The 20833-nt window shown below is 72.5% G+C and carries 25 protein-coding genes and 1 pseudogene; 9 read left to right on the top strand and 17 right to left on the bottom strand.

The window, feature by feature from the left end; translation table 11 throughout:
* Positions 1–4: 4 nt before the first annotated feature.
* From AA23TX_RS35735 to AA23TX_RS35725, 3 genes are read right to left on the bottom strand one after another with little or no spacing between them, the layout of a single operon-like run.
* Positions 5–1147, bottom strand: a complete 1143-nt coding sequence (locus AA23TX_RS35735) for an MFS transporter (RefSeq protein WP_155547099.1) — start codon at positions 1145–1147, stop codon at positions 5–7.
* A 48-nt stretch (positions 1148–1195) separates the two neighbouring features.
* A complete protein-coding gene (locus tag AA23TX_RS35730) occupies positions 1196–1738 on the bottom strand; it encodes a Chromate resistance protein ChrB (RefSeq protein ID WP_155547098.1) in 543 nt (180 codons plus the stop codon).
* Between the two features lie 25 nt (positions 1739–1763).
* A complete protein-coding gene (locus tag AA23TX_RS35725) occupies positions 1764–2348 on the bottom strand; it encodes a TetR/AcrR family transcriptional regulator (RefSeq protein ID WP_155547097.1) in 585 nt (194 codons plus the stop codon).
* Between the two features lie 84 nt (positions 2349–2432).
* Between AA23TX_RS35725 and AA23TX_RS35720 the strand changes: the two genes are divergently transcribed.
* Positions 2433–3350, top strand: coding sequence for an aldo/keto reductase (locus tag AA23TX_RS35720; protein ID WP_155547096.1), 918 nt, complete (start codon positions 2433–2435; stop codon positions 3348–3350).
* Positions 3351–3532: 182 nt separating this feature from the next.
* Here the strand turns inward: AA23TX_RS35720 and AA23TX_RS35715 are convergent, their stop codons facing one another.
* Positions 3533–4336 carry a hypothetical protein gene (locus tag AA23TX_RS35715; protein WP_155547095.1) on the bottom strand — a complete coding sequence of 268 codons (804 nt, stop codon included), beginning with the start codon at positions 4334–4336 and terminating at the stop codon, positions 3533–3535.
* Between the two features lie 63 nt (positions 4337–4399).
* On the opposite strand from AA23TX_RS35715, the gene AA23TX_RS35710 reads away from it, so the two are divergent.
* Positions 4400–5023, top strand: a complete 624-nt coding sequence (locus tag AA23TX_RS35710) for a maleylpyruvate isomerase N-terminal domain-containing protein (RefSeq protein WP_155547094.1) — start codon at positions 4400–4402, stop codon at positions 5021–5023.
* On the opposite strand, the gene AA23TX_RS35705 is transcribed toward AA23TX_RS35710, so the two are convergent.
* Positions 5008–5415, bottom strand: a complete 408-nt coding sequence (locus tag AA23TX_RS35705; protein ID WP_230862918.1) for a cupin domain-containing protein — start codon at positions 5413–5415, stop codon at positions 5008–5010. The genes AA23TX_RS35710 and AA23TX_RS35705 overlap by 16 nt on opposite strands.
* Between AA23TX_RS35705 and AA23TX_RS35700 the strand changes: the two are divergent.
* Both AA23TX_RS35700 and AA23TX_RS35695 read left to right on the top strand, forming a co-directional pair.
* Positions 5414–5916, top strand: a pseudogene (locus tag AA23TX_RS35700) (helix-turn-helix domain-containing protein). The gene AA23TX_RS35705 and the pseudogene AA23TX_RS35700 sit on opposite strands and share 2 nt — an antisense overlap.
* Before the next feature lie 92 nt (positions 5917–6008).
* Positions 6009–6497, top strand: coding sequence for a beta-class carbonic anhydrase (locus AA23TX_RS35695; RefSeq protein ID WP_155547093.1), 489 nt, complete (start codon positions 6009–6011; stop codon positions 6495–6497).
* Positions 6498–6512: 15 nt separating this feature from the next.
* On the opposite strand, the gene AA23TX_RS35690 is transcribed toward AA23TX_RS35695, so the two are convergent.
* Genes AA23TX_RS35690 through AA23TX_RS35675 form a run of 4 tightly spaced genes read right to left on the bottom strand, consistent with a single transcriptional unit; the run spans position 6513 to position 8977 of the window.
* The gene (locus AA23TX_RS35690; RefSeq protein ID WP_155547092.1) at positions 6513–7745 is read right to left on the bottom strand and encodes an MFS transporter; all 1233 of its coding nucleotides are present in this window, start codon (positions 7743–7745) and stop codon (positions 6513–6515) included.
* A complete protein-coding gene (locus AA23TX_RS35685; protein WP_155547091.1) occupies positions 7742–8080 on the bottom strand; it encodes a VOC family protein in 339 nt (112 codons plus the stop codon). The genes AA23TX_RS35690 and AA23TX_RS35685 overlap by 4 nt, the downstream gene beginning before the upstream one ends.
* Positions 8080–8235: a CopG family transcriptional regulator gene (locus AA23TX_RS35680; RefSeq protein ID WP_155547090.1), complete on the bottom strand. Its 156-nt coding sequence runs from the start codon at positions 8233–8235 to the stop codon at positions 8080–8082. Before AA23TX_RS35680 ends, AA23TX_RS35685 begins: the two co-directional genes overlap by 1 nt.
* A gap of 55 nt (positions 8236–8290) precedes the next feature.
* Positions 8291–8977 (bottom strand): TetR/AcrR family transcriptional regulator, encoded by a 687-nt coding sequence (locus tag AA23TX_RS35675; RefSeq protein WP_155547089.1) that lies wholly within the window; start codon positions 8975–8977, stop codon positions 8291–8293.
* A 129-nt stretch (positions 8978–9106) separates the two neighbouring features.
* Here AA23TX_RS35675 and AA23TX_RS35670 point away from each other — a divergent pair, with 129 nt between their 5' ends.
* Complete coding sequence (locus tag AA23TX_RS35670; RefSeq protein WP_155547088.1) at positions 9107–10015, top strand: SDR family NAD(P)-dependent oxidoreductase; 909 nt, start codon at positions 9107–9109, stop codon at positions 10013–10015.
* Positions 10016–10059: 44 nt separating this feature from the next.
* On the opposite strand, the gene AA23TX_RS35665 is transcribed toward AA23TX_RS35670, so the two are convergent.
* Both AA23TX_RS35665 and AA23TX_RS35660 read right to left on the bottom strand, forming a co-directional pair.
* On the bottom strand, positions 10060–10662 hold the full coding sequence (locus AA23TX_RS35665) for a response regulator transcription factor (RefSeq protein WP_155547087.1): 603 nt from the start codon (positions 10660–10662) through the stop codon (positions 10060–10062).
* On the bottom strand, positions 10659–11804 hold the full coding sequence (locus tag AA23TX_RS35660; protein ID WP_155547086.1) for a sensor histidine kinase: 1146 nt from the start codon (positions 11802–11804) through the stop codon (positions 10659–10661). Before AA23TX_RS35660 ends, AA23TX_RS35665 begins: the two co-directional genes overlap by 4 nt.
* A gap of 107 nt (positions 11805–11911) precedes the next feature.
* On the opposite strand from AA23TX_RS35660, the gene AA23TX_RS35655 reads away from it, so the two are divergent.
* The 3 genes from AA23TX_RS35655 to AA23TX_RS35645 are packed head-to-tail and all read left to right on the top strand — an operon-like array spanning position 11912 to position 15000.
* Complete coding sequence (locus tag AA23TX_RS35655) at positions 11912–12796, top strand: ABC transporter ATP-binding protein (RefSeq protein ID WP_155547085.1); 885 nt, start codon at positions 11912–11914, stop codon at positions 12794–12796.
* A gap of 12 nt (positions 12797–12808) precedes the next feature.
* Positions 12809–13528 carry an ABC transporter permease gene (locus tag AA23TX_RS35650; RefSeq protein WP_155547084.1) on the top strand — a complete coding sequence of 240 codons (720 nt, stop codon included), beginning with the start codon at positions 12809–12811 and terminating at the stop codon, positions 13526–13528.
* Positions 13529–13560: 32 nt separating this feature from the next.
* Positions 13561–15000: an alpha/beta hydrolase gene (locus AA23TX_RS35645; RefSeq protein ID WP_155547083.1), complete on the top strand. Its 1440-nt coding sequence runs from the start codon at positions 13561–13563 to the stop codon at positions 14998–15000.
* A gap of 48 nt (positions 15001–15048) precedes the next feature.
* Here AA23TX_RS35645 and AA23TX_RS35640 read toward each other — a convergent pair whose 3' ends face one another.
* The 4 genes from AA23TX_RS35640 to AA23TX_RS35625 all read right to left on the bottom strand — a co-directional run bounded on the left by AA23TX_RS35640 (position 15049) and on the right by AA23TX_RS35625 (position 17665).
* Positions 15049–15960, bottom strand: coding sequence for an NADP-dependent oxidoreductase (locus AA23TX_RS35640; RefSeq protein ID WP_155547082.1), 912 nt, complete (start codon positions 15958–15960; stop codon positions 15049–15051).
* Positions 15961–15972: 12 nt separating this feature from the next.
* Complete coding sequence (locus tag AA23TX_RS35635) at positions 15973–16611, bottom strand: HD domain-containing protein (protein ID WP_155547081.1); 639 nt, start codon at positions 16609–16611, stop codon at positions 15973–15975.
* A gap of 147 nt (positions 16612–16758) precedes the next feature.
* Complete coding sequence (locus AA23TX_RS35630) at positions 16759–17004, bottom strand: ATP synthase subunit C-like protein (RefSeq protein ID WP_155547080.1); 246 nt, start codon at positions 17002–17004, stop codon at positions 16759–16761.
* A 178-nt stretch (positions 17005–17182) separates the two neighbouring features.
* Positions 17183–17665 (bottom strand): MarR family winged helix-turn-helix transcriptional regulator, encoded by a 483-nt coding sequence (locus AA23TX_RS35625; protein WP_155547079.1) that lies wholly within the window; start codon positions 17663–17665, stop codon positions 17183–17185.
* Positions 17666–17775: 110 nt separating this feature from the next.
* Here AA23TX_RS35625 and AA23TX_RS35620 point away from each other — a divergent pair, with 110 nt between their 5' ends.
* The gene (locus tag AA23TX_RS35620; RefSeq protein ID WP_155547078.1) at positions 17776–18963 is read left to right on the top strand and encodes an FAD-dependent monooxygenase; all 1188 of its coding nucleotides are present in this window, start codon (positions 17776–17778) and stop codon (positions 18961–18963) included.
* On the opposite strand, the gene AA23TX_RS35615 is transcribed toward AA23TX_RS35620, so the two are convergent.
* The gene (locus AA23TX_RS35615) at positions 18960–19970 is read right to left on the bottom strand and encodes a YdcF family protein (protein WP_155547077.1); all 1011 of its coding nucleotides are present in this window, start codon (positions 19968–19970) and stop codon (positions 18960–18962) included. The two genes, AA23TX_RS35620 and AA23TX_RS35615, sit on opposite strands and share 4 nt — an antisense overlap.
* Positions 19967–20818: a phosphatase PAP2 family protein gene (locus AA23TX_RS35610; protein ID WP_155547076.1), complete on the bottom strand. Its 852-nt coding sequence runs from the start codon at positions 20816–20818 to the stop codon at positions 19967–19969. The genes AA23TX_RS35615 and AA23TX_RS35610 overlap by 4 nt, the downstream gene beginning before the upstream one ends.
* Positions 20819–20833: the final 15 nt, after the last annotated feature.

Genomic DNA, 20833 nt, shown 5'->3' with positions numbered 1-20833 from the left:
CCGCCTAACGGCGTGCGCTGAACGCCACCGACGCCGCGAAAACCACCAGCACCCCCTCCAGCCCGGCCATGCCGAGACCGAGGGAACCGGCCGCGGCGAGCGCGCCGACGAACAGTGGGCCGCCCGCGTCGCCCAGTTCGCGGCCCACCTCGGCCACGCCCATCGTCTGGCCGAGGCGTGCCGGTGGCGTCGCCGCGGCCAGGTGCGCGAACCCGATCGGCGTCGCCAGGCCGGTTCCGGCGCCGATGGCCACCGCGGCTGCCAGGAGTCCGGCGATCCCCGGCAGCACGACCGCCGACGCCAGGCCGAGCGCGGCCAGGACGAGCCCGGCCACCATGCCCGTCGCGTCGCCGATGCGGTCGGCGTCGCGGGCCCGCCCGGCCCACGGCTGGACCAGCGCTCCCGCGGCCGCCAGCAGGGACACCACCACCCCCGTGACGAGCGGCCCGAGGCCCGCGGCGGCACCGGCCACGGGCAGGAACCCCACCCCCACGGCGACGGCCGCCGTCGCGCCCGCGAGGGTCGCGGTCGGACGGAGAAACCCTCGGGTCGCGAGCCTGCGCACGAGGTCGAGGACCGTCTGCCGGGTCCGGGGCAGCGGCTGCACGACGGGGACGGCCGCCGCGGCCCAGGCGGCGACCGCGAGCGCGAGCCCGCCGAGCGTGCCGAACAGCAGTGCGTACCCGCCGAGCGTGATCAGGACGCCGCCCAGCGCCGGGCCGAGCGTGTAGCCGAGGCCCTTCCAGGCGCCGTAGCCGCCGAAAGCGCGGCCGTGGCCGGTCTTCGGCGCCAGCCGGGCCACCAGCGCCCCCGCGGCCGGGGAAAACGCGGCCGCGGCGGCCCCCTGCCCGAGCCGCGCCAGGCCGACCAGCGCGGGATCGCCCGCGAGCACGAAAGCCGTCGACGCGACGGCGAACGCCACCAGCCCGCCCAGCAGCACGGGCCGCGGCCCGACGCGGTCGGCCAGCGCCCCGAACACCGGCTTCAGCACGATCTCGGCGCCGTCGTAAACCGCCAGCAGCAGACCCAGGGTCAGCAGGGACGCGTGTTCGCCTTCGGTGTAGCCGCCGAGCCCGGCGGCGATGCTGTGGGCGCCGAACGCCGTGACGAACCCGGCCGCGTAGACGGGGACCAGCCGCTTGTCCACCACTACCTCGTCACGGCCGGGGCGGCCCGTCGATGCCCGGGAACACGGTCACATCTGGTGCAGGGCGCGGAAAACCCGGTCGGTGTACTCGGCCAGCCGCTCGGCGCAGTGCTTCAGCCGCTCGTCGGCTTCCGGCGCGGCCGGGGCGCCGAAGACGTCGCGGGCCTTGATGTCGCGGTGCCACCGGCGCAGCCGCTCCAAGCTCTGCTCTTCCTCTTCCAGCTCGGCCATCGTGAACTTCCCGACGCGGATCTCCTTGTCGATCTCGGCGTCGAACTTGCCGCAGTCGGCCAGGAACTCCGCCCACTCCTCGGTGCGCTCCGCGGTGAACAGCGCCTCCAGGCGGGCGGCGTCCGGCGCCGACCGCCCGGTCGCGTCCAGCACCAGGACCTCGCCGTCGCCGCGCCCGGCCAGCTCGACCACCCGGGCCACTCCCCCGGCGAACACCGGCGCGTCCGGCACGGCCCAGGCGCCCTGGCCCAGCGACAGCGCTCCGACGCGCCGAAGCTCGCGCCAGACGGCGACGCGGTGGCGGCTCGGCTCGGCCGGCACCCGCACCACGAGCACCGACCATCGGGGAAGGTCAGTCACGGGGACGAATGTAGCACGTGTTACATCATGAGACGTGCTCCTGCGGACGCAGGGCGTCGACGATCAGGTCGAGCAGCCTCCGGATCCGCTCCGCGTCCTGGTCGGCCGAAGTGGACAGGAACACGCCGAGCAGCATCAAGGTGACGTCTTCCGGGTCGACCCCGGCGCGCAGCGTGCCCGCGAGCGCCCCCGCGTCCAGGATCGTGCCGATCGCCGCGGTGATGCGCCGGCGCGTCGCCGGGGTCGCGATGCGGCCGGAAGCCAGGCTCGCGCGCAGGACGTCGCCCATGCCGCGCTTCGTCTGCACGAAAGCCGCGTAGCAGTCCATCCACGCGCGCAGCGCGGCCTCCGGCGGAAGCTCCCCGAGCAGCGCCGGCGCGCTCGCGGTGACGTCGTCCAGTTCGGCCGCGTAGACGGCCTCGACGAGCGCCTCCCGGGTCGGGAAATGGCGGTAGAGCGTGCCGATGCCGACGCCGGCCTCGCGGGCGATCGCTTCCAGCGCGACGGTCCCGTCGGCGGTCGCGAAAGCGGCCCGCGCGATCGCGACGAGCTTCTCCCGGTTGCGCCGCGCGTCGGAGCGCACCGAGCGGCCGGGTTCGGGCGAAGACAAAACGGAGGCACCTCCGGTTGTGCTACTGTCGGTTTAACGGAGGTTCCTCCGCTTGACCATCATCGCACGAAGACGGGACTACGCATGCCTTCCACCGAAAGTGCCCCGCGACCGGGTGGCGCCGGCACGCTCGCCGGCCGGACCGTCGCCCGCGTCGGGTACGGGGCGATGCAGCTCGAACGCCTCCACGACGACCGCGACGCGGCCGTCGCACTGCTGCGCCGAGCTTTCGACCTCGGCGTCGACCACGTCGACACCGCGCAGTTCTACGGCAACGGCTTCGTCAACGAGGTCATCCGGGCCGCCGTCCGGCCCGGGGACGACGTCCTGGTCGTCAGCAAGGTCGGCGCCGACCCCGACCCCGGCGGCCCCGTCCCGCTCCGCTTGGCACAACGCCCCGAGCAGCTGCGGGCGAGCGTCGAGGACAACCTGCGGGCGCTCGGGCTCGACCGGATCCCGCTGGTGAACCTGCGCCGCGCGGACCGCGGGCCCGGCCTGGTGGCCGAGGGCGACCAGGTGGTCGACCTCGACGACCAGCTCGCGGTGATGACGGCCCTGCGCGACGAGGGCAAGATCGGCGCGATCGGGCTCAGCCACGTGACCTCCGACGCCCTGCGCCGGGCGCTCCCGGCCGGGATCGCGTGCGTGCAGAACGCCTACAGCCTCGTCAGCCGCGAAGACGAAGACTCGCTCGAACTCTGCCTCGCGGAGAACATCGCCTGGGTGCCGTTCTTCCCGCTCGGCGGCGCTTTCCCCGGCCTGCCCAAGGTGACCGACGAACCGGCGGTGCAGGCGGCCGCCCGGCAGCTGGGCCGCACGCCGGCGCAGATCGGGCTGGCCTGGCTGCTGCACCACGCCCCGAACGTCCACCTCATCCCCGGCACCGCGAGCGCGGATCACCTGGCGGGCAACACCTCCGCCGGCGACATCGTGCTCGACGCCGAGACGCTGGCCGCCCTGGACGCCGTCCCGTCCCGTTCGCTGGGCGCCACGCTCGGCTGACGCCAGGGCGGGACGACGCGTTCGCACGAGGTCCGGCAACGCTTTTGCCGCCCGGGCGGGGTACTCACGTGCCGAAGTCGCCGACCTCGGCGTAGGCGCGGACGATCGCGCGCGGGTCGTCTTCGGAGCCGACGACCCGCGTCGCCGCGGCACTGCCCGAAGCCGCCCTCTACACGGACCCCCTAGCCGGGAAGCCCGACCACCGTCCGCGGCGTCAACCGGCCCTTGTCCGGATCCCGGGTGATCTCCCCGGCCGTGACCGCGGACGTCAACGCCCCGAGGGCGTCCTCCGGGCGGTAGATCGTCTCCAGCAGCGTGAACCGCTGCAACTCGCCGACCGGACACCCGCCCCGGCGCGCCAGTTCTGCCAAGAGGGCTCGCCGCAACGGCAGCAGCTGTGGCGTCAGCGAGATGTCGACCAGGGTCCCCTCGGCGTCCTGCGGGTCGCGGTAGCGGATGCCCGCGAACTCGTCCACCGCCCACAGTTCGCTCTTGAACGTCGCCAGGTGCTTGACGTCCGCGGTGACGAACACCAGCACGCGCGCTTCGCCGTCCTCCGCGACCAGCTCGACCGAGCACCCCTGCTCCGGGTGGGTTCCCGCCGGGGCGGTGATCAGCACCTCGTGTCCCTTGCCGCGGGCCATCGGTGCGACCAGCGGCCACGCCTCCGGACCGTCCAAATGGGTCAGCACGGGCCCGGTCAGCCCGAGGTCGCGGGGATCTTCGGCGACGCGCACCGCCAGGCCCGCCGGCACTCCCGCGGGCACCGCCGAACCGACGATCACCAGCTCCAGGTGGTGATCGGCGAGCCGGTCGGAGAACTCGCCGAACACGCGGAGCGCGTCGGCCGCGAAGCCGCCGCACTCGACGTACGTGCCGCCGCGCTGGGAGCGCAGGGCCGTCGCCGTCCACGCGTCGAGGTACCGGACCAGCACGTCCCGCTCCACCGCGGCGTGCTGGTCGAGGCGCCCTGCGCGCTCGGCCACGTCCCCGGTTGTACCGCAGTAAATCGCTTCGCACCAGGGTCGGTACCCCGATAGGCTCCGCCGATGTCGATCACCGCGGCCGACGTCGAAGACACCGTGCGGACGACCACCGCGACCCTCGCCGCAGCGCGCGACGGCGACTGGGACGCCCGCGCCGGCACGATGGACTGGACCTGCTGGGAAACCGTCGAGCACATCGCCGACAACTTCTTCTTCTACGCGGCCCAGCTCGGCCCGCGGGTCGCCGACACCGGACGTTCGGTGCCGTTCGCGTGGGCCCAGCACCGGGAAGGCGGCCCCGGCCTCGTGCTCTTCGCCGACCGCGCCGCCGGTCCGGCCGGGCTGCTGCGGTGCGTGGACGCCTGCGGCGCGCTCCTGGTGGCCATGGCGCGCACCACGCCACCGGACGTCCGCGCGCACCACGACGACGGCGTCCTCGACACCGCGGGCTTCGCCGCGATGGCCGTCGGCGAAACCCTGGTGCACATGCACGACGTCACCGAGGGGCTCGGTCTCCCCTGGACGCCGGATGCCGACCTCTGCCGCCGCCTGCTCGCCCGCTTCTTCCCCGGTGCCCCGGCGGACACCGATCCGTGGTCGACGCTGCTCTGGGCGACCGGGCGCGGCGAACTGCCCGGCCACGCCAGGCGAACGGACTGGCGGTGGGGCGTTCAGCCCTCCGGGTAGAACAGGAACAGCGTGCAGCCGGTGGCGCTCGCGGGCACGTGCCACGTGCCCGCCGGCGCGTGCAGGAACGTGCCCGCCGGGTGCTCGCGCGCGCCGTCGTCGAACGTGCCCGCGACGACGTAGACCTCCTCCGGCCCGGGTTCGTGGACGTCCCGGCGTGGCCACGACGTGCCGGCGTCCATCTCCAGCACCCCGGCGTGCGCGCCGGTGGGCCCGGTCCACAGTGGACGGAACCGGATGCCGGGAACAGTTCGCGGACGGGTGCCTCCCGGACGGTGGCCCAGGTGTAGCCGTCCTGCTCGAGGATTTCGGGGTGCATGAGCGCCACGATGCCCGTGCCGGAGGGGCCGGGCCAGTGTCCGGGAAGACACCTCGGGGTACTTTCTTGCCATGCATCGCGTGGTGGCCCTGGTGCGGCCGGTGCAGTCGACGTTCGAGCTGGGCTGTGCCGCCGAGGTCTTCGGCACGCCGCCTGCCCGCACTGGACAGCGCCGACACCGTGATCATCCCCGGCTGGGCACCTGTCGAGGCCCCTTGCCGCCGCGCGTTGCTGCGGGCCCACGCCCGGGGGCGCGGCTCGTCACCATCTGCTCCGGCATGTTCGCACTCGCCCGCACGGGCCTGCTGGACGGCCGGTCCGCGACGACCCACTGGGGCCGCGCAGAGCAGCTCCGGCGCGAGTTCCGCGCACGCCGGCGTCTCGCCCCGCACGCTGGCCCGGCGCTTCGCCGAGAAGCACGGAGGCCCGCACGCTCCTGGAGGAGACGGACCTCCCGGTGGAGGCGATCGCGGCCCGGGTCGGCCTGACGTCGGCGGTCAACCTGCGCCGCCGGTTCCGCGCTCAGGTGGGGACGACGCCGGGTGCCTACCGGCGGGCGTTCCGCACGCCGTAGCCGCACGACGTCCCAAGCCCTGGGCGCGATTGCCTCCGGGTGCCGGCAAGGGGTCCACTCGGCGCATCCGCTTCTCCGCCGGAAGGATCACCATGTCGGTCACCGACGAGCTCCTGGCCAACAACGCCGACTACGCCGCGAACTTCACCGGGCCGCTGCCGCTGCCGCCCGCCAAGCACGTCGCCGTGCTCGCCTGCATGGACGCGCGCATCAACGTCTACGGGGTGCTCGGCCTGAACGAGGGCGAAGCCCACGTGATCCGCAACGCCGGCGGCGTGGTCACCGAGGACGAGATCCGCTCGCTGGCCATCAGCCAGCGGCTGCTCGGCACCGAGGAGATCATCCTCATCCACCACACCGACTGCGGCATGCTCACCTTCACCGACGACGACTTCAAGAAGTCGATCCAGGAGGACGTCGGCGTCAAGCCCGCCTGGGCCGCGGAGGCGTTCAGCGACCTCGACGAGGACGTCCGCCAGTCGATCGCGCGGATCAGGAACAGCCCGTTCGTCCCGAAGAAGGATTCCGTGCGGGGCTTCGTATTCGACGTCGCCACCGGGAAGCTGGCCGAAGTCGCCTGACCGAGCCGTGGCCGGTCACCGGCGGCTGACCGCGGCGGCCGCGGCCAGCGCGACCGCGAACACCACGTAGGAAGCGAACAACCCGCCGGCCGAGCTCAGGGTGCCGCCGATCGCGCGGCCCAGGAGCTGGCCGACGCACTCGGCCGTGATCACCGCGGTGGCCAGCTCGATCGCGGTGAGACCGCCCGGCCCCGCGGTCGTCGCCCGGACGTACAGGCCGGGATAGGCGAGCCCGACGCCGATCCCGGCCGCCGTCCACGCGGCGAGCACCACGGCGAACGGTGCGCCGGTGGCCAGCACCGCCGTGCCGAGCGCGGCCAAGCTCAAGCCGGTGGCGGGAAACCGTCGCGCGAACAGGCTGGTGACCGCCCAGGCGAGGGGCGCCGCGCTCAGGACGATCGCGGCTCGGCCGAGGCCGGCCCCGTACCCCGTGGTCAGCAGGACGGTGATCAGGCTGTCGGCGCCGAAGTAGCCGACGGCGAACAGGACCATGGCCGCGAGCGCGGCGGGCGTCCCGGGCCGGAGGCGGGCCGTTCCCGCCGGCAGGATCGCGACCAGCCCGGCCGCGGCGACCACCGCGCCGGCGAGCGCGAGCGGGCACCACCCCGCGCTCAGCACGACGCCCGCCGCGCCCAGCGGTACCAGCAGCGTGCGTCCGAGCGGCCGCGTCGCGGCGTCGGCGGGCGGGTCGTCGCGGACGGCGCGCACGACGAGCAACCGTCCGAAGAGGACGAACGGCACCGGCACCAGCAGCGTCCAGCGCCACCCCACGAGGTGGTCCAGGCCGAGCGTCGCGGCCGGACCGACCAGCGCGGGCCCGATCCACATCGCCGACGACGCCGCGATCACCCGCAGGCGCAGCCGCTCGTCGAGGTGGCGGATCGCGGAGCTCATGCCGAACACCGCGAGCAGGCCACTGGCGAGCCCGGTGCACAGCTGCCCCACAGCGAACGTCCACGCGCCCTGGGCGGTGGCCGCCACGGCGAGGCCGCCGACGTAGGCGAGCATCCCGGCGGCGAGGGTGCCCCGCGTGCCGAGCCGGCCCAGCACCCGGCTCGCCAGCGGGAGCGCGACGAACAACCCCAGGGTCGAGCCGGCGATCAGCAGTCCGAGCCGGTCCCCCGCGGCCAGGTCCCGGGCGACGACCGGCAAGAGCGTGGAAGCGACGAAGCCGGTCACCGCCGCGGCGAACTCGAGCGCGACGATCCCCACCGCGAGGAGGAGCGTTCCCCGCGGCAGCACGGTCATGTGTAGAGCTCGCGGTCGTACGCGTTGATCTGCACCGGGACGCCGTCGGGATCCGGGACGCGCAGCGAGCGCCCGAACCCTTCGTCGAGGACGGGCCCGGGTGCGTACCCGGCCGCCCGCAGCCGGTTCGCGACGTCTTCCAGCGGCTCGTCGGTCTCGAAGGCCAGCTCGCAGCGGCCCGCGTCGCCGCGGTGGAGGGCCAGCATGCCGGCGTCGGCGGGCATCTCGACCCAGCCCCCGGGCCGCGACACCGGCCCGGGCGTCAGGCCGAGGACCGCGTAGAACCGCGTCATGGCCTCGACGTCCGAGCTGTAGCGGATCGGCAGCACTCGCATCACGGGCGTTCCTCGCTTCGTCGCAGGTGGTCCTCGAGCACGCGCTCGACGTAGGCCGAAAGGGATTCGTCGGCGTCGACGGAGGCGTGCTTCACCCGCCGGATGAGCTCGGCCGGCAGGTAGACGCTGAACTGCCGCTTGGCGGGGTCGGGCATGCTCACATGCTAGCAAATGAGCTTGCCCGCAAACCTGGGAAACGAACGTGCGCCCTCAGCCCGCTTGGGCGGTCGACTCGTTCCGCCTCATCGCGCCGCCGATCAGCAGCGCCAAGCCGTTCGCCAGGGCCGGGGCCAGGTCCAGGTGCAGCGCCGCCAACGCCGGGTCCACCTCGTACGCCGCGAGCGCGCTCGGCGAGGGCCGGCAGTGCGTCCACAGCCCGCCGGTCAGGATCATGGCCAGCAGGCACACTGACGCCGCCTCCTCGCCGACCTCCGGCACGTACCGGCGGACCAGCTCCGCCATCGCGCCGAGCCCGGCCAAGGCGGACCGCTTGAAGCGCACGACGGCGCCGGTGGACACGTTGTGTTCCAGAACACCCGCCTGCGCGCCGATGAGGTCACACAGCACTGTGCGCCGCGCCAGCGAGTGGGCCACGACCGCCGCGAACCGCTCGGCCCGCTCCCCCGCCGGCCGGCCCGGCTCGACTCCCGCGGCCAGTTCGCCGGCCAGTTCGGACAGCCAGTCCGACAGCGCCCGGTCGAGCAGCTCGAGCAGCACCGCCTCGCGGGATTCGAAGTAGCGCAACACATTCGACTTCGCGAGCCCGACCCGCCTGCTGAGCTCGTTGAGGCTCACGTCGGCCACCGGCATCTCGTCGAGCATCGCCAGCGCCGTGTCGAGGATCGTGCGGCGCCGTTCCTCTCTCTGCTCGGCGCTGCGGGCCCGCTGGAACGTCATGCCATCCAGCCTAACGCCCGGCGGGCGAAATTGAAGACCGGCAGTCTCTTGACAACAGACCGACGGTTCCTTAGCGTCGTCCTCATAACAGACCACCGGTCCGAAAGGGCCGCCACGGAGGGAACCGCCATGGGCGAGAACTGGACCGAACGCGACGTCCCGAGTCAGAAGGGCCGCGTCGCCGTCATCACCGGGGCCAACACCGGACTCGGGTTCGACACCGCGAAGGTGCTGGCCGAGCGCGGCGCGACGGTCGTGCTGGCCGTCCGCGACGTCGAAAAGGGCAAGCAGGCCGCCGCCCGGCTCGGCGCCAACGCCGACGTCACGGTGCAGCAGCTGGACCTGGGCTCGCTGGACTCGGTCCGGGCCGCCGCGGCCGACCTGCACGGGACGCTGCCGAAGATCGACCTGCTCATCAACAACGCCGGCGTCATGTACCCGCCGAAGCAGACCACGCGGGAGGGCTTCGAGCTGCAGTTCGGCACGAACCACCTCGGGCACTTCGCGTTCACCGGCCTGCTGCTCGACCTGCTGCTGCCGGTCGAGGGCTCCCGCGTGGTGACGGTCGCGAGCATCGCCCACCGCATCCGCGCCTCGATCCACTTCGACGACCTGCAGTGGGAGAAGTCCTACGACCGCGTCGCGGCCTACGGGCAGGCCAAGCTCGCCAACCTGATGTTCGCCTACGAGCTGCAGCGCCGCCTCGCCCCGCACGGCACGACGACGTCGATCGCCGCCCACCCCGGCGTGGCGCGCACGGAGCTGATGCGCAACACCCCCGCCATCGCCCGCGCGCTCTTCCCGCTGGTCGCCCCGCTGTTCACGCAGAGCTCGGAGCGCGGCGCCCTCCCGACCCTGCGGGCGGCGACCGACCCCGCCGCGCTCGGCGGCCAGTACTACGGACCCGCCGGCGTGGGCGGCTACCGCGGGCGTCCGCAGGTGGTGGCATCGACCCCGCAGTCCTACGACGCCGGGATCCAGCAGCGCCTGTGGGCGGTTTCGGAGGAACTGACGGCGGTCAAGTTCCCGGTCGGCTGACGACTCCGCGGAGAAGGCCGGCGCGACATCCTCGAGCGCGCCGGCTAGAGCCAGTCGTGCTCGCGGGCGTAGCGCGCCGCTTCGTGGCGGGTGCGGGTCTGGGTCTTCTGCATCGCGTTGGACAGGTAGTTGCGGACCGTGCCCTCCGCCAGGTGCAGCTGCCCCGCGATGTCGGCCACCGAAAAGCCCTCCCGCGTCGCGCGCAGGACGTCGAGCTCGCGGTCGGTCAGCGGGCAGTCGTCGACGACCGCCAGCGCGGAGACGTCCGGGTCGATCCAGCGCTTGCCCGCGTGCAGCGTCCGGATCACCGCCGTGATGTGCGCCGGCTCCGCCGACTTGCTCACGAACCCCTGCACGCCCAGCTTCAGCGCCTTCCGGAGCACGCCGGGGCGGGCGTGGCGGGTCAGCATCAGGATCACCTGCTCCGGCCGCGCGCGCCGGATCTCCGCGACGGCGCCGAGACCGTCCACGGTGGGCATTTCGAGGTCGATGACGAGCACGTCCGGGCGGTGCCGCAGCGTGGCCGCCACCGCTTCCTCGCCGTCTTCGGCCTCGGCGAGCACGGTGATCTCGCCCTCCAGCGGCAGCAGCGCCGCCAGAGCCTTCCGGAGCAGGGCTTCGTCGTCGGCGAGCACCACGGTGGTCATCGGCCGTCCTCCCGGGTCTTCATCGCCGGGAACGTCGCCGCCGTCAGGAAGCGGCCGTCCGTCCGCGACACTTCCAGCTCGCCGCCGCTCTCCCCCAGGCGGTGCCGCAACGCCGAGAGCCCGCTGAGCTCGGGCGGCCCGTCCTCGTTCGTGCCGTCGTTGACGATCGCGATCCCGCACCGGGAAAGGGTGATCCGCACCTGCCGCGCCTGCGCGTGACGCAGGATGTTGGTCGTCGTCTCGCGCAGGACCTGGCCGAGCAGCTCTCCGACGCGATCGTCCACTTCGGACTCGCGCTCGACGCGCACGTGGATGCCCGCCGCCTCGAAGAGGTTCTTCGCGTTCTCCAGCTCGGCGGAGAGGTTGAGCCGGCGCTGGGCGTAGGCCAGCTCCTTGGTCTGCACGATGGTGTCGCCGACCAGGCTGCGCACCTCCACCAGCTCCTCGCGCGCCCGGTCGACGTCGCTGTCCAGCAGTTTCTCGGCGAGCGCGACCTTCAGCTTCACCACGTGCAGCGTGTGGCCCTGGATGTCGTGCAGGTCGCCGGCGAAGCGCACGCGCTCCCGGATCACGGCCAGCTCCGCCTCCCGCTCGCGTGACTGCTCGAGCTCCGCGATCAGGTCGAAGAACCGCTGGCTGGCGAACATGAACGCGGTCGAGATCAGCATGGCGACCGCGGGCACGGCGACGTACTGCACCAGCCGCGGCCCGACGCGGTCGTCGTGCACCAGCAGGTTCGCCGCACCCAGGACGGCGACCAGCGCGCCGAGCCCGAAGAGGGCCGCGACCCGGTGGCGGCGCAGCGGCGGGATGAGGAACGACCCCACCAGCGACAGCCCGTAGAACGCGGCGCTGTCGTCGGTCAGCGCCCCGGCCAGCCAGACCACGGCCGTGACGACCAGGCTGGGCCGCGCGACGCGCAGGTAGTCGCCCGCGGTCCAGCGCTCGGCGGTCGCCAGCGCCGCGACCAGCCCCACGAGCTGGATGACGACGTGCCACCAGGTCCGGGCGGTGAACACCAGCAGCAGCACGCCGACGAACGCGAGCGGCGGGATCGTGGTGATCAGGTTGATCCGGCGCAGCCGTTCCTGGACCGCCCCGCCGGTCCAGGAGCTCCTGCGCGCGATCGTCGGCACCTCCATGATCCGAGCGTATCGGGCCGGGCGGGCCGCACCAGTGACACTGCGTCATACATCGGGGTGACGTCAGCACACTGCCCGGCGGCGGCGCGGTCCGCTGGAATCGGAGCATGTCCACGACACCCGTCATCGACGTCGATCGCATGAACCTCACCTACGGCGGGTTCGCCGCCGTCAAAGACCTTTCGTTCCAGGTGGAACGCGGAGAGCTCTACGCGCTGCTCGGCACCAACGGCGCCGGGAAGACCTCGACCCTCGAAACGATCGAAGGTCACCGCGCGCCGTCCTCGGGCGCCGTGCGCGTGTTCGGGAAGGACCCCCGCGACCGCGCCGCGGTGCGGCCGCGGATGGGAATCATGTTGCAGGAGAGCGGGTTCTCCCCCGACCTGACCGTGCGGGAGACCGTCCGGCTGATCGGGGGGCTCACCGAACGCACCGACGACGTCGGCCGCGTGCTCGGCGTCGTCGACCTCACCCGCAAGGCCACGACGAAGGTCGGCCAGCTTTCCGGCGGCGAGAAGCGGCGGCTGGACTTCGCCACCGCCGTGTACGGCACCCCCGAGCTGGTCTTCCTGGACGAGCCCACCACCGGCCTCGACATCCAGTCCCGCGACGCGCTCTGGGACGCGGTGGACCGGCTGCGCGAAGACGGCTCGACCGTGGTCCTGACCACCCACTACCTCGAAGAAGCCCAGCAGCGCGCCGACCGCATCGGGCTCATGCACCAGGGCGCCTTCCACCGCGAGGGCACCGTCGCCGAGCTGACGCGGACCCTGCCCGCCACCATCCACTTCGGACTCCCGCCGCACGCGCCGTCGCCGCCGCTGCTCGCCAAGCGCGGCGCGGACGGCAAGTTCCTCGTCGAGACCTTCGGCCTGCAGAAGGACCTGCACACGCTGCTCGGCTGGGCGCAGGACAACGCCGTGGAGCTGCGCGACCTCCAGGCCGGGCCGACCCGGCTCGACGACGTCTTCCGCGCCATCGAACACTCCTGAGAAGGGAATCCCATGCTCACGATCGCTCGTGGCGAGCTGATCCAGATCTTCCGCAACCGCCTCGTCCTGGTCACCGCCCTGGTGCTGCCGGCCGCGCTCAGCGCGTTCTTCATCGCCAAGCACGACCTCTTCACCGAAATCGGCAGCCTCGGCTACATCGCCACGCTGGCGCTGTTCTTCGTGGCCGGCATCGGGCTCTACACCACGACGGTGACCACCCTGGCGTCCCGCCGCCAGAACCTGTTCCTCAAGCGCCTGCGCTCCACCGCGGCGGGCGACGCCGGCATCCTCGGCGGGCTGCTGCTGCCGATCACCGTGCTCTCGGTGCTGCAGATCGCCGTCATCCTGGGCGCGCTCGCGGTGGTCGCCGGGTCGCCGGCGGACCCGGTGCTGCTGGTCGTGGCCGTGGTGTCCGTCGTGGCCATGATGCTCGCGCTCGGCCTGGCCACGGCCGGCCTGACGAACTCGCCCGAACACGCGCAGGTCACCACGCTGCCGGTCAGCCTCGGCGTCATCGCCGTGTCCGGCTGGGTCGGGGTCACCGGCACCGGGGACCTCACGCTGCTCAAGCGCCTGCTGCCCGGCGGGTCGGCGACCGAGCTGGTGCTGAACGCCTGGAACGGCGGCGTCCCGCTCGCCGACTCGCTCGTCCTGTTCGGACCCACCCTGGCCTGGGTCGTCGTCGCCGTCGCGCTGGCCGCGCGGCTCTTCCGCTGGGAACCGCGCCGCTGACCGGCGGCCGGAACGACAAGAGGGGAATTCCGATGCGCAAGACCTTGCTCGCCGCGGCCTTGGCCGTGTTCGGCACGACCGTCGTGGCGCCGGCGGCGTCCGCGGCGCCGCTCGACTGGGGCCCGTGCCCGGCCGGTGCCTTCCCGACACCGGACTTGCAGTGCACGACGATGAAGGTGCCGCTGGACTACCGGAACCCGGACGGCCGCACGATCGACGTCGCGGTGTCGCGGCTGCCCAGCAAGAACCCGGAGAAGCGGCGGGGCGTGCTGCTGACCAACCCGGGCGGCCCCGGCGGCGAAGGGCTGGACTACCCGCAGCTGCTGAAGCTCGTGAAGCTGCCGCAAAGCGTGCTCGACGAGTACGACATCATCGGCTTCGACCCGCGCGGCGTCGGGCACAGCACGCCGGTGACCTGCGATCTGACCCTCGAGCAGATGATGATCGGGAACCTGCCGTACGCGAACGGCCCGGCGGACGTCGTCAAGCAGGCGGCGGTCGCGAAGGCGGAAGCGAAGCAGTGCGCCGACGCCGGGACCGGGCCGATGCTGCCGTACGTCACGACGGCGAACACCGCGCGGGACATGGACCGCATCCGCGCGGCCCTCGGTGAGTCCACAGTGTCCTATCTGGGTGCGTCCTACGGCACGTACCTGGGCGCGGTGTACACGAGCATGTTCCCCGAGCGCAGCGACCGGTTCGTGCTCGACAGCAACCTCGGGCCGGGCGGCTACGACATCGACGCGATGCGCAACTTCGGCCGCGGCATGGAGGACCGCTTCCCGGACTTCGCGAAGTTCGCCGCGGCCCACCCGGAGTACGGCCTCGGCACCACGCCGGCGCGGGTGACCGCGAAGTTCCACGAGCTGGCGGCGCGGCTGGACCGGAAGCCGGTCGAGGGCATCACCGGATCGCTGTTCCGCGGCTTGACGTTCGAGGGGCTGTACAGCACGAACCTGAAGCCGCTGGCCGAGAACTGGCAGGCCCTCGACCAGGGCCGGGCCCCGAAGACGCCGGGCCTGACGCCGGACGATTCGGCCGAGAACCTCTTCGCGGCCCGGTTCGCCGTGCTGTGCGGGGATTCGTCCTGGCCGAGGTCGGTGGCGGGCTACCAGGTGGACGTGGCGATCGACCGGATCCGCTACCCGCTGCTCGGCGCGGCGACGGCGAACATCGCGGCGTGCGCGTTCTGGCCGTCGGCGCCGGTGGAGCCGAAGGTGCGGATCACCGACCGCGGGCCGGCGAACGTGCTGATGGTGCAGAACGAGCGTGACCCGGGAACACCCCTGGCGGGCGCCCGCAAGCTGCGCGCGGCCTTCGGCGACCGCGCCCGCATGGTGACGATCGACCAGGGCGGCCACGGCGCGTACCTGTTCGGGCCGAACGGGTGCGGGAACACGACGGTGACGGAGTTCTTGGTCAGCGGCTCGCGTCCGGCGCACGACAGGTATTGCGCCGCCGAGAACCGCTGACCTTCCCCGGAGCCGCGTCGCGAGCAGGGGTGCTCGTGGCGCGGCTCCTCAGTCCGCTGTCGGCTGGATGATCGTCTTACCCGGCACGCGACGCCGCCGGGCGAAGGCGTCGGCCGCCTCCGCCAGCGGGCGCACCTCTCCGACCAAGGGCTTCAACCGCCCGTCACGCACCCGCTGGGCCAAGTCCGCGAGCCGCGCGCGGTCGGGTTCGACCACGAAGAACACCGCGCGCCCGTCCTGCGGCCGGGCCGTCGGAGGCTCGGCGATCGTCACCAGCGTGCCGCCGGGGCGTACCAGTGCCGCCGACTTCGCCAGCACCTCGCCGCCGATCACGTCGAGGACCACGTCGGCCTGCTCCTCCAGGTCGGCTTCCGGCTCCTGGAAAGCGTGGGCGCCGAGGCCGAGCGCCAGGTCGCGGTCGGCCTCGCGGCCGGTCGCGATCACCCGGGCGCCCGCCTCCAAGGCGAGCTGGACGGCGATCGATCCCACCCCGCCGGCGGCGCCGTGGATCAGCACGGTCTGGCCGGTGGTGAGCCCGCCGTGGTCGAACAGCCCTTGCCACGCGGTCAGCCCGGAGATCGGCAGCGCCGCGGCCACGGTGTGCTCGATGTCCGCCGCCAGCGGCGCGAGGTTGCGCGCCTCGACGGCGGTGTATTCGGCCAGGGTGCCGTCGCGCGTCCAGTCCGCGAGGCCGAAGACCCGCTGGCCGACGGTCAACCCGGTGGTGCCGTAACCCAGCTCGGTGACGACGCCGGACAGCTCGTGCCCGGGCACGCTGGGCGTGCGGTCGCGACCGGCGCGGTCGGTCCACGTGGCGGGCCAGGTGAGCTCGCCGGGGGTGAACCCGGCCGCGTGGACCCGCACGATGACGTCGTTCTCGGCGGCGTGCGGGTGGGGCAGGTCGGTCAGGGTGAACCCGGCGACGCCCGCGTCGCGGTCGGTGACGGTGATGGCTTTCATGGTTTCTCCGCTTCAGCTCGGCCAGGCGGAGCCGAGGACGCGCTCGACGGTCGTCGTGCGCCGGTAGCCCGGGAGGAAGTGTTCGATGACGTCGGCGTTCACGGTGCCGTTGGTGGTGTCCGGGCGGTTCTTCTGCCCCTCGAAGTAGGCGGCCAGGAACTCGTTCTTGAAGTCGCCCCGCGGGTGCGCGGCGACGATCTCCGCCACCCGGCCGTCGTCCAGCTCACCGAGGCCGAACCCGACGATGTCGGTCAGCACGCCGAAGTGCGTCGTGGCGATCTCCGGGCCCATCCGGCCGGGGATGCCGGGCGTGGTGTGCAGCGCGATCGCCGTCCAGACGGTCTCCGCGGCGGCCGCGGAGAACCCGCGGTCGAGCAGGAACCGGCGCCCGTGGTCGGCCCCGTCGACCTCGAACCGTTGCTCCGCCTCGGAAAACGGGGTCGCGAGGCCGGTGTCGTGGAACATGGCCGCCAGGTAGAGCAGCTCGGGGTCCGGGTCCGCGCCCAGGCGCTCGGCGTGGATCCGGCCGAAGAAGTAGACCCGGCGCGAGTGGTGGTAGACGAGCGGCCCGGCCGTCGCCTGGAGGTGCCGCGTCGCCTCGGCGACCGCAGGGGTGTCGGGGACCTCCACGCCCGCGATGACTTCGGTCATGACTCCCGCCTTCCGGTTCGGGCTCGAGTGCCCGGTGCGATCGACGTTAGCCCTCGATTCAGTTACGTGCAACTTCTGTAACGTAACCCACGTACCCCGGCTCGCCGCACGCGCCCGGCGGCGACCGGGCGCATGCGGCGGGCGGCCTCACTTCGTGGAGGCGATGAAGTACACGACGATGCCGATCAACGCGAGGACTTCACTCAGCACGAAGGTCGAATAGCCGATCGTCTGCAATTTTCCTCGCGCTTCCGGCTGGCGGGCGGTACCATTGATGACGGCCGCGAAAATGAGGCCGACACCGATTCCCGGGCCGATCGCGCCGAGCCCGTAGCCGATGGCGGCGAGGCCGGGATTGATGTTGGCGGTCTGGGCCAGAACAGCGTCGTTCATGGACGTTCCCCTTTACTTCTTGGCGCACCGGACAAGAGAACTGCGCAGCTGCGTCGAAAAGAGGGATTTCACCGGAACCGATGGTTCGAACACGGCAAGGATATCAGAAAACGGCAGGAAACGTCCTTGCACGGAATGCGTTACCGCGTTTCGCCCACAGCGAAGAAGCCGGGCGGGATCAGTCCTCTTCGGTCTCCGCGGAAAGGAAAGCCGCCAGGTCGTCGGTGAACCGCAGCAGCAGGTCGAAGAAAGTCCGGCGGTCCGCCGGAGCCCACCCGGACAGCGCGTCGCCGAACCAGCCGAGCAGGGTCGTGACGTACCGGCCGGCCAGGTCGGCGCCGTCCGGGGTCAGCTCGACCAGGCGGGCGCGCCGGTCGTCGGGGTCGGCCAGGCCGCTCACCAGCTTGCGCCGTTCGAGCACGTGCAGGTGCCGCGTGACGTGCGGCCCGGCGACCTGCATCCGGTCCGCGATCTCGCCGACGCGCATCGCCTTACCGGTCATGTGCAGAGCCAGCAGGATCGACAGCCCGGGCCGGTCGAGGTCGGCGCCGATCTGCTTCATCGCCCGCTCCCCCAGGCCACTGCGGTTCATCAGGTTGCCCAGCTGCACGAGCCGCGGCAGCACGGAACGGAGCTCGTCACCGGCGTCTGTGGCGGCCATCACACCCCTTAGATAGCTAACTTAGGTATATAGTTACGTCATACCGCTGATCTTCTCCGGCATTGTCGCACCCGCGACATAGATACCTAACTTAGCTATCGGGGGTCACCATGAACACCACACCACGATCCGTCCTGATCTCGGGCGCGAGCATCGCCGGTCCCGCGCTGGCCTTCTGGCTGCGGAAGGCCGGGTTCGCGGTCACCGTCGTCGAGAAGTCCGCCACGATCCGGGACGGCGGCTACCCGATCGACGTCCGCGGCACGGCCCTGGACGCCGCCCGGCGGATGGGGATCCTCCCCCGCCTGCGGGACCTGCACATCGCTTCCCGCCGGCTGACCTTTCTCGACACCGACGGCAGCGAAGTGGCTTCGCTGGAGCCCAACGCGATCGTCGGCGGCGTCGACGGCGAAGACGTCGAGGTCCGCCGGGGCGACCTGACGAGCACGCTGTACGACCTGGTGCGCGACGACGCCGACTTCCGGTTCGAGGACAGCATCGAGACCCTGGCGCAGCACGCCGGCGGCGTCGACGTCACCTTCCGCAGCGGCCGCCAGGCCACCTACGACCTGGTGTTCGGCGCCGACGGCCTGCACTCGGCCACCCGCGGGCTGGTCTTCGGCGACGAAAAGCAGTTCCACCACTACCTGGGCTACAGCTTCGCCGGCTTCACCATGCCCAACGACTTCGGCCTCTACCGCGAGGGGCTCGCGTGGAGCACCCCGGGTAAGGGCGCGGCGCTTTACGCCGTCCTCGAAAGCAAGGACATCCACGGTTTCCTGGTCTTCGCCAGGACGGACCCGCCGATCGAGGCGTTCCGGGACCCCGAGGCCCAACGCGATCTCGTCGCCGCGACGTTCGCGGGCGAGGGCTGGGAGATCCCGCGCATGGTCGCGGCGATGCGCGAAGCCGACGACCTGTTCTTCGACGTCGTCAGCCAGATCCACCTGCCGCGGTGGACGGACGGCCGGGTCGCGCTCGTCGGCGACGCCGCCCACGCCCCGTCCTTCCTGACCGGCCAGGGCACCAGCCTCGCCCTGGTCGGCGCGTACGTGCTCGGGCACGCCCTGGCCACCATCCCGGACCACGCGGCGGCGTTCGCGGCCTACGAGAGCCGGTTGCGCGGCTTCGTCGAACGCAACCAGGCCCTGGTGGGGGAAGGCAAGGCCACGTTGTTCCCGACCACGGCGGAAGCGCTCGAGCGGCGCAACGCCGCGCTCCGGCAGCTCACGAAGGCACCGGCGCCCACGCCCCGGCCCGAGCACTCGGCGCTCACGCTGCCGGACTTCCCCGGCTAGAAGGCCTTCAGCACGCTCGCGAGGACGATCGCCGCGCACACGATCCCGTTGACGATCCGGTGGTCCACCAGGATGGCCGCGAACTCGCGCAACGTCGCGCTCGGCCAGAAGTACCACGCCGTCGGGGCGCCGATCACCTGGCCGTTCACCTTGACCTCGCGGGCGATCAGGGCCGCGCGCAGGACGTGGAAGTTGTTCGTCACCACCACGCAGCGATAGCCCGGCTTTCGCGAGCGCATGAGCCCGGCGCTGAAGGCCAGGTTCTCGCGCGTGGTCCGGGACCGGTCTTCGAGCACGATCCGCTCGCGGGCGACGCCGCGGGCGACGAGGTAGTCCGCCATCGCGTGCGACTCCGGCAGGTCCTCCCCCGGCCCCTGGCCACCCGAGGTGACCAGCAGCGGCGCGCGGCCCTTGCGGTCCTCGGCGGAAAGGACCCGCGCCCCGCGGTCCAGCCGGCCGGCCAGCAGCGGTGGCACGTTCTTGCCGCCGAGCAGACCGGAACCCAGCACCACGACGAAGTCGAGCGGGCGGCGGCTGCGGACGCGGCCGTAGACCAGGGAGTACAGCAGGAAGCAGACGAACAGGAACGACGCGTACGCGACGATCCCGTCGACGCTGTCGCGGACCGCTTCCAGGGGCGCCCAGCCGAGCTGCCCGACCACGAAGCCGAAGACGATCAGCGCCACGATGCCGGCCCCGGCGGCCAGGGACAGCAGGTTCGCCGGGCGCCGGCCTTCGCGGCGCAGCATCGTCACGCCGTTGCCGATCAGGAACACCGCGAGCACCACGATCGTGAGGGGGATCAGCGCGAACAGCCCGAACGCGACGATCGCCGCGGCCTCCGGCGAGATCGACGCCAGCAGCGCGAGCATCGCGAGCCCGAAGAACGCGAGCGCGAAGAACAGGTAGAAGCCGTTGCGCAGCTTGCGGCGGTCGAGCAGGAAGCTGATCAGGAAGACCGCGAAACAGAAGACGGCCGCGGCGAGCGGGAGCAGCGCCGGGTTCACGCGATCTCCAGCCGGCGCCAGGTCGCGAGGAACGCCAGCGCCGCGGCGATGGACCCGAAGGAGGCGAACGAGCTCGCCGCCAGGTAGACGACCCAGGCGTTGTCCCGCACGGTTTCGTCGTAGCCGCCGCCGATCAGCGCCGCGCCGATCAAGATGGTGCCGAGGGCCAGGAACACCGCCCCGCCGAGCGCGGCGAGGGTCACGACGAGCACCCGCGGGATCCGGCGCGGCCCGTCGTTCCGGTGCACGGAACCGCGACGCGCGAGCCACCACGACGCCAGGCAGGCGAGCCCGAGGGCGATCGCGTCGGCGGCGAGGGTGTCGGAGAGCCGGTGCCACTTCGCCGTCACCGTGTACGCGCCGATGCCGACCGCCCAGGAGAGCAGGAGCACCAGCGTCACGCCACGCCAGCGGTAGGGCACGACGAGCAGGGCGGCGAACAGCACGGTCATCGCGATCGCGGTGTGCCCGCTGGGCAGGCTGTTCTCGGCGTAGTGCCCGGTCAGCGGCACGAGCGACGGCCGGGGCAGCACGTACCGCTTGAGCACCTGCGTCACGAGCTGCCCGGCCACGATCACGCCCACCGCGGCGAAGGCGAGGTCCGCCCGCCGGCGCAGCAGGCCGACGAGCGCGACCACCACGACGGCGGCGGCCAGCGAGGAGACGGTGATCCGGCTCAGGGTGCCGTCTGCTGCGGCCTGGTCGCGCGCGGCGGCTTCGTCGGCTCCACGCAGCGCGGCGTTCTCCAGCGCCTGACCCGGAACCGTCCAGACGGCGAGAAAGTACACAGCGGCCAGGACGACAGCGCACACGGCCGCGACGACCAGCCAGCGACGGGCGGGAACCAACCGGGACCTCCACCA

This window comes from Amycolatopsis camponoti, from assembly GCF_902497555.1.
Taxonomy (GTDB): domain Bacteria; phylum Actinomycetota; class Actinomycetes; order Mycobacteriales; family Pseudonocardiaceae; genus Amycolatopsis; species Amycolatopsis camponoti.
Note: the sequence above shows the minus strand (reverse complement) of the source record. Positions and strands in the feature narration are given on the sequence as shown.

Excerpts from the sequence above, each read along its gene's own strand:
- AA23TX_RS35720 (WP_155547096.1), top strand. The coding sequence starts at position 2,433 with ATGCCTTCCACCGAAAGTGCCCCGCGACCGGGTGGCGCCGGCACGCTC.
- AA23TX_RS35710 (WP_155547094.1), top strand. The coding sequence starts at position 4,400 with ATGTCGATCACCGCGGCCGACGTCGAAGACACCGTGCGGACGACCACC.
- AA23TX_RS35705 (WP_230862918.1), bottom strand. The coding sequence starts at position 5,415 with ATGGCAAGAAAGTACCCCGAGGTGTCTTCCCGGACACTGGCCCGGCCC.
- AA23TX_RS35695 (WP_155547093.1), top strand. The coding sequence starts at position 6,009 with ATGTCGGTCACCGACGAGCTCCTGGCCAACAACGCCGACTACGCCGCG.
- AA23TX_RS35690 (WP_155547092.1), bottom strand. The coding sequence starts at position 7,745 with ATGACCGTGCTGCCGCGGGGAACGCTCCTCCTCGCGGTGGGGATCGTC.
- AA23TX_RS35685 (WP_155547091.1), bottom strand. The coding sequence starts at position 8,080 with ATGCGAGTGCTGCCGATCCGCTACAGCTCGGACGTCGAGGCCATGACG.
- AA23TX_RS35680 (WP_155547090.1), bottom strand. The coding sequence starts at position 8,235 with ATGCCCGACCCCGCCAAGCGGCAGTTCAGCGTCTACCTGCCGGCCGAG.
- AA23TX_RS35675 (WP_155547089.1), bottom strand. The coding sequence starts at position 8,977 with ATGACGTTCCAGCGGGCCCGCAGCGCCGAGCAGAGAGAGGAACGGCGC.
- AA23TX_RS35670 (WP_155547088.1), top strand. The coding sequence starts at position 9,107 with ATGGGCGAGAACTGGACCGAACGCGACGTCCCGAGTCAGAAGGGCCGC.
- AA23TX_RS35665 (WP_155547087.1), bottom strand. The coding sequence starts at position 10,662 with ATGACCACCGTGGTGCTCGCCGACGACGAAGCCCTGCTCCGGAAGGCT.
- AA23TX_RS35660 (WP_155547086.1), bottom strand. The coding sequence starts at position 11,804 with ATGGAGGTGCCGACGATCGCGCGCAGGAGCTCCTGGACCGGCGGGGCG.
- AA23TX_RS35655 (WP_155547085.1), top strand. The coding sequence starts at position 11,912 with ATGTCCACGACACCCGTCATCGACGTCGATCGCATGAACCTCACCTAC.
- AA23TX_RS35650 (WP_155547084.1), top strand. The coding sequence starts at position 12,809 with ATGCTCACGATCGCTCGTGGCGAGCTGATCCAGATCTTCCGCAACCGC.
- AA23TX_RS35645 (WP_155547083.1), top strand. The coding sequence starts at position 13,561 with ATGCGCAAGACCTTGCTCGCCGCGGCCTTGGCCGTGTTCGGCACGACC.
- AA23TX_RS35640 (WP_155547082.1), bottom strand. The coding sequence starts at position 15,960 with ATGAAAGCCATCACCGTCACCGACCGCGACGCGGGCGTCGCCGGGTTC.
- AA23TX_RS35635 (WP_155547081.1), bottom strand. The coding sequence starts at position 16,611 with ATGACCGAAGTCATCGCGGGCGTGGAGGTCCCCGACACCCCTGCGGTC.
- AA23TX_RS35630 (WP_155547080.1), bottom strand. The coding sequence starts at position 17,004 with ATGAACGACGCTGTTCTGGCCCAGACCGCCAACATCAATCCCGGCCTC.
- AA23TX_RS35625 (WP_155547079.1), bottom strand. The coding sequence starts at position 17,665 with ATGGCCGCCACAGACGCCGGTGACGAGCTCCGTTCCGTGCTGCCGCGG.
- AA23TX_RS35620 (WP_155547078.1), top strand. The coding sequence starts at position 17,776 with ATGAACACCACACCACGATCCGTCCTGATCTCGGGCGCGAGCATCGCC.